This is a genomic window from uncultured Idiomarina sp., assembly GCF_964010655.1.
In the GTDB taxonomy this organism is placed as follows: domain Bacteria; phylum Pseudomonadota; class Gammaproteobacteria; order Enterobacterales; family Alteromonadaceae; genus Idiomarina; species Idiomarina baltica.
Genome location: NZ_CAXGLS010000073.1, coordinates 1 through 5,205, shown reverse-complemented (window position 1 = coordinate 5,205; position 5,205 = coordinate 1). Strand labels below are relative to the sequence as shown.

General features: G+C 47.2%; 6 protein-coding genes. 2 read left to right on the top strand and 4 right to left on the bottom strand.

Features of this window, described 5'->3' with window-relative positions; translation table 11 throughout:
• Both ABNS04_RS11995 and nspC read left to right on the top strand, forming a co-directional pair.
• The coding region (locus ABNS04_RS11995; RefSeq protein ID WP_272977790.1) for a saccharopine dehydrogenase C-terminal domain-containing protein at nucleotides 1-487 on the top strand (487 nt) is incomplete at its 5' end.
• A gap of 1 nt (nucleotide 488) precedes the next feature.
• Nucleotides 489-1,622 (top strand): carboxynorspermidine decarboxylase, encoded by a 1,134-nt coding sequence (gene nspC, locus ABNS04_RS11990; RefSeq protein ID WP_272977791.1) that lies wholly within the window; start codon nucleotides 489-491, stop codon nucleotides 1,620-1,622.
• 15 nt (nucleotides 1,623-1,637) lie between these two features.
• Here nspC and ABNS04_RS11985 read toward each other — a convergent pair whose 3' ends face one another.
• The 4 genes from ABNS04_RS11985 to murB are packed head-to-tail and all read right to left on the bottom strand — an operon-like array spanning nucleotide 1,638 to nucleotide 5,046.
• Complete coding sequence (locus tag ABNS04_RS11985) at nucleotides 1,638-2,270, bottom strand: tetratricopeptide repeat protein (RefSeq protein ID WP_272977792.1); 633 nt, start codon at nucleotides 2,268-2,270, stop codon at nucleotides 1,638-1,640.
• Between the two features lie 13 nt (nucleotides 2,271-2,283).
• Nucleotides 2,284-3,054, bottom strand: a complete 771-nt coding sequence (locus ABNS04_RS11980; RefSeq protein WP_272977793.1) for a type III pantothenate kinase — start codon at nucleotides 3,052-3,054, stop codon at nucleotides 2,284-2,286.
• Nucleotides 3,038-4,030, bottom strand: coding sequence for a bifunctional biotin--[acetyl-CoA-carboxylase] ligase/biotin operon repressor BirA (gene birA, locus ABNS04_RS11975; protein ID WP_272977794.1), 993 nt, complete (start codon nucleotides 4,028-4,030; stop codon nucleotides 3,038-3,040). The genes ABNS04_RS11980 and birA overlap by 17 nt, the downstream gene beginning before the upstream one ends.
• A 2-nt stretch (nucleotides 4,031-4,032) precedes the next feature.
• Nucleotides 4,033-5,046 carry a UDP-N-acetylmuramate dehydrogenase gene (gene murB, locus ABNS04_RS11970; RefSeq protein WP_006956155.1) on the bottom strand — a complete coding sequence of 338 codons (1,014 nt, stop codon included), beginning with the start codon at nucleotides 5,044-5,046 and terminating at the stop codon, nucleotides 4,033-4,035.
• Between the last annotated feature and the right edge of the window lie 159 nt (nucleotides 5,047-5,205).

Below are 5,205 nucleotides of genomic sequence, written 5' to 3'. Positions count from 1 at the left end.
TTTCCCAACCATTAAGCGCGCGCGTTTCTGGATGACCTTTGGCGACCAATACTTGACGCATTTGCGCGTATTAGAGAATGTTGGCATGACGTCAATCAAGCCCGTTCAGTTCCAAGGACAAGACATCGTACCGCTTGAGTTTTTAAAGGCCGTATTGCCTAACCCAGGCTCGTTAGCAGAAGGCTACACCGGTAAAACTTGTATTGGTACCTATGTAACAGGTATGAAAGATGGCAAAGAGAAAACCATCTTTATTTACAATAACTGTGACCATGCTGAAACCAACAAAGAAGTGGGCGCACAAGCGGTCTCATACACTACTGGCGTACCCGCTATGATTGGCGCGGCAATGATGTTGCAAGGCGAATGGATGAAACCAGGTGTTTGGAACATGGAACAATTCGACCCAGATGAATTCATGAATCGCCTAAATCAGTATGGCTTGCCTTGGCACGTTACTGAGTGTGAGCAGCCGTTCGGTGAGTAATATGAACAAGTACCTGCGTGAGGATATACCCTCGCCTTGTTACGTACTCGACGAAGCATTGCTGCGTAACAATCTAGAGTTGATGAAACGTGTGCAAGTAGAAAGTGGCGCCAGTATCATTCTGGCGCTTAAGGGCTACTCGATGTGGTCTGCTTTTCCGCTTATCAAGCAGTATTTGAAAGGATGTACAGCAAGCTCGGTTTGGGAAGCTCAACTCGCTGCCGATAAGTTCGGCAGCGAAGTCCATGCTTATGCTCCAGCCTACAAGGCTGAGGATATCAAACAGTTGTTGCCGATTGTTAATCACATCTCTTTTAATAGCATCTCGCAATGGGAAGCCTACGCCGACCAAGCAAAGGCGGCAGGCGTATCCGTTGGTTTGCGGGTCAATCCCGAACACCAAGAGGCCGATACCGAACTCTATGATCCCAGCGCACCGGGATCACGACTGGGTGTACGCGCAAGTGAGCTTGAAAACGTCTCGCTAGACGATGTAGAAGGTATACACGTACACAACCTGTGTGAATGCGATTCCTATGCTTTAGAGCGGACGCTCGCAGCAGTAGAGAACAAGTTTGGCGATTTATTGCATCAGGTTAAGTGGTTAAACCTGGGCGGCGGTCATTTAATGACGCGCGAAGGCTATGATGTTGACCATCTAATTAGCCAGTTGCAACGGTTAAAAGCGACTTACAACTTGGACATTATTTTAGAACCCGGATCAGCAGTTGCTTGGCAAACGGGTCCATTGGTCTGTGAAGTGGTGGATATTGTCGAGAACCAAGGTTCTATCGCACTGTTAGACATCTCCGCTACTGCGCACATGCCCGACGTTCTTGAAATGCCATACCGACCGCATATCGAGGGTGCAGGGTTACCTGCTGATAAACCTTACCGATACCGCCTCGGTGGCAACAGTTGTTTGGCAGGTGACGTCATCGGCGAATACAGCTTTGATGAACCGTTAAAACCCGGCGACCGATTAGTCTTTGCTGACATGATGCATTACACCATGGTAAAAACAACGTTCTTTAATGGTGTACAACATCCAGATATTGGCATTCTGCGTGAAGACGGCAGTTTTGATCGTATCCGTCATTTTACGTACGAAGACTTCCGCTCTCGCTTATCTTAAGAAACCTGAAAGCCCCTAATTTAAGGGGCTTTTTGCTTCCTCTTCGACTGACGGCGGCATCAACTCTGCGAGTTGTTCCATTCGTTGCGCGATTGCCTGATGAGTCCTTTTATCGGCAGTCACTGATTCATGTAACCACCGGTAGACGCTTTTGAAGTCATAAGGACTGCCCTTGCCCGCAATTAAAATATCCGCGACACGAAGTTGTGCGGGAACATTACCGAGTGATGCGGCTTCCCTCAAATACAAAATAGCCTTATCGATATCTTTTTGAACGAGGGTTCCCTTATGATAATAGCGACCCAGCTGTTCTAACGCAGCAATAAGACCTTGCTTTGCTGCCTTTTCCATATACAAAATGCCCAACGCTTCATCTTGTTGATAGCAAACGCCCCAAGCAAGCATATCGCCATATAAAAATTGATACGTCGGACGCTTTTCAATATCAGCTTGCGCCTGAATATCCTGTACTAATTGACAGCGGTCTTCAATTTCCACGCGGTGAAGATGGGTGTTTTTTGCAAACATATCCACTAATTCAGCATCACTATAAAGCTGAACCGCCTCGATTTCTCCGCTTTGCTCTTGCGCCTCAGCATAGGTTGAGCAAAACATCGCAAGGGCGAGTATGATAACAGCGTGCCTCATTGCTTTACCTTTACTATCGTCTCGATAACTCGTTATCGGCAGCAGCTAGCAAACCCTTGAACACTAAATCATCTTTTCGAATGTAAGAGAACGACTCTATACGATTGAGTGATTGAATTAATCGTTCGCCATCACCTCCGGTAACAACGATATCAAAGGGCTCGTTATTAAAACGTTGCCGGCTAACATGCAACCCTTGGCTTATAGCGCCGACAAGCGCGTAATGGACACCATAACTCATTGCAGTCACCGTACTCGTCGCGGGTTCCCGAAAACACGCCTCCGTAAGCTCACCCTTAACTAATGCAGTTTTTTGATGCATCGATTCGTGCATTAAACGACGTCCTGGGACAATCCATCCGCCCAGATGCTGACCCGACGCATCCATCCAGTCGATCGTCATCGCCGTACCTGCATCGATAATCATGCAATTGTTATGCGCTTCTGAGCGGTAACCTAACAAAGCGAACCAACGATCAGCACCGAGTTTTTCGGGTTCCGAATAGCCGTTCTTTACATCACGCCACGTCGTCGTACTGACTAACCAATTCACTGAGATTGCAAGCCGACGGAGTCCCTGTTCAATCGCACTCTTAACTTCGTGGCTTGCAACAGAACAGCCACAGCATAACTTTATATCAGCCGCAACATCCTCGAGATCGACAGTCCACAGCTCGTTAGCAAGTAGATCAGCGTTTACATATTTATATTCACGGACGAGTTGGTCATTCCGATAAATGGCCAGTTTACTGCGCGTGTTACCACTATCAATGACTAGTCGCATCACCGGGCCTCACAGAGATTTCTCCTCCAAAAAAGCGCTTCACGCTACCGTCGACCTCAACTAGAAGCGCGCCGGTCTCATCGACACCGCGGCAAAGACCGTCAACTTTTCGTTCCCCTAGTAATAATCGAACCGGCTTGGTATCGAACTTATCGTATTCTCGCCATAATGTGGCAAACTGTCCAAAGCCCGAGTTTTCATAGTCCGTTAGCGTTCTGACGAGATACTGATGTAAGCGACCTGCGAACCGATTACGCTGGAGTGGCAACGCTAAATGGCTATTCACGTCGGTCCACGCTTGATCAATAGACTGAGCGACTGTGTCAGGTAGGGTTAAATTGATGCCCACACCAATCACACAACGTGCACTACCATCCTCAAGACTATCGATATCAATCAAAATACCAGCCACCTTTTTATTTTCAATGTACACATCGTTGGGCCACTTAACTGACACGTTGCTTATATTAAGCTGTTCCCGAAGTACGCGTGCTATGGCTAGACCTACCGCTAAGCTTAGACCCATAGCTCGTCCCAGACCTTCTTCTAACCGCCAATACAGACTGATATACAGATTGGTACCGAATGGTGAGATCCATTGTTTTCCTCGCCGACCACGGCCCTGTGTTTGAGCCTCTGCCAGTATTGCATAACCCTGCGGTAATTGTTGCGTGTCGCTTAATTGCTTGAGGTCGTCATTGGTCGAGCCAACTATTGAGCTTACGTTTAACATGCTTTCCGGCAACTCGCTTGTCGCTGCTATTTGTTCTGCATTGAGTAATTCAATAGAGCTTGCAAGCCGATAACCTTTACCTGATACTGAAAATACGTCAATTCCAAGTGCGTCTAACCTTTCAATGTACTGATTAATAGCCGCACGCGAGACTGACATTGCTTGACCAAGTGATTCGCCCGAGTGAAATTCGCCATCATTCAGTAGCTTTATCAGCTGCTCTAGCCGTTGTTCGATTTTCATACTCATAATCCTTGATAGTTCGCTACGTCATCTATCAGACCATTACGACCGATCAGACGGACTTCTGGCTCGAGCATAACACTGAATGCCTGTTCAACACGCTGCTGAATAAGCCGACACAACGCCAACACGTCATCTCCTGTCGCATGTCCTCGATTAACAAGCACGAGTGCCTGCTTATTATGAACACAACAGTCACCACAACAAGTCCCTTTTAAGCCTAAGCACTCGATTAGCCAGCCGGCGGCTAGCTTGTAACCAGAGTCGACTTCAAACCCGACGAGATTCGGGAAGTCCCCTATGAGTTGTTGATAGCGCTCCACAGAAACAACTGGGTTTTTAAAAAACGATCCTGCATTGGGTATTTTATTAGGGTCTGGAAGCTTTGACGACCGAATAGCAATGACAGTGTCTGCAATTGTTCGTGCCGATATCGAGGCTTGGCTCTTAAGATCTGCGAGTGCAGGATAGCTTAAATTAGGTTGCCAAGCTTTTGGGATATAAAAATTAACGTGGGTAATAAGCCAACTACGCGGGTTCCTTTTAAATACACTATCGCGATAGCTAAAGTCACATTCATCGTTGGCTATTGTGTGAACTTCGCCTGTGGAAATGTGAATGGCTTCGACGCTTTGGATATACTGGCTCACCTCTACTCCGTACGCGCCAATATTTTGAACCGGTGCAGCACCCACTGAGCCAGGAATCAGCACAAGGTTCTCTAGTCCGTACATATTTTTAGCCAATGTCCACGTAACAAAATCGTGCCAGTTTTCCTGCGCACCAACGCGAATATGCCAGCCAGACTGACTTTCTTGAAGCGATATACCTGTAATGTCGCTTTTTACTATAACGCCATCATAATTATCGACAAAGAGGGTATTAGTGCCTTCTCCTAAGATTAAGAAGCTATCCAAATCGACCACACTTCGTGCATCGGCAACGCTCGTCACGTTAAACACTTCTGAAGCATAATTATTAATTTTAAAGCTGTGATGAGAAGCTAAAGGCCACACAAAAAAACCCCAAATCCAAAATAATCATCAGATTATATCATAACGCCGTAGCGTGCGCCTTGGGCGCACGGTGCGATGTGGGTTGTCGCGCACAATGCGCGACGTACGTGACGCGGTGGTAGCGTGCGCATTCTGCGCACGGGGCGATGTGGATGGTCG

Excerpts from the sequence above, each read along its gene's own strand:
- ABNS04_RS11985 (WP_272977792.1), bottom strand. The coding sequence starts at position 2,270 with ATGAGGCACGCTGTTATCATACTCGCCCTTGCGATGTTTTGCTCAACC.
- ABNS04_RS11980 (WP_272977793.1), bottom strand. The coding sequence starts at position 3,054 with ATGCGACTAGTCATTGATAGTGGTAACACGCGCAGTAAACTGGCCATT.
- nspC (WP_272977791.1), top strand. The coding sequence starts at position 489 with ATGAACAAGTACCTGCGTGAGGATATACCCTCGCCTTGTTACGTACTC.
- birA (WP_272977794.1), bottom strand. The coding sequence starts at position 4,030 with ATGAAAATCGAACAACGGCTAGAGCAGCTGATAAAGCTACTGAATGAT.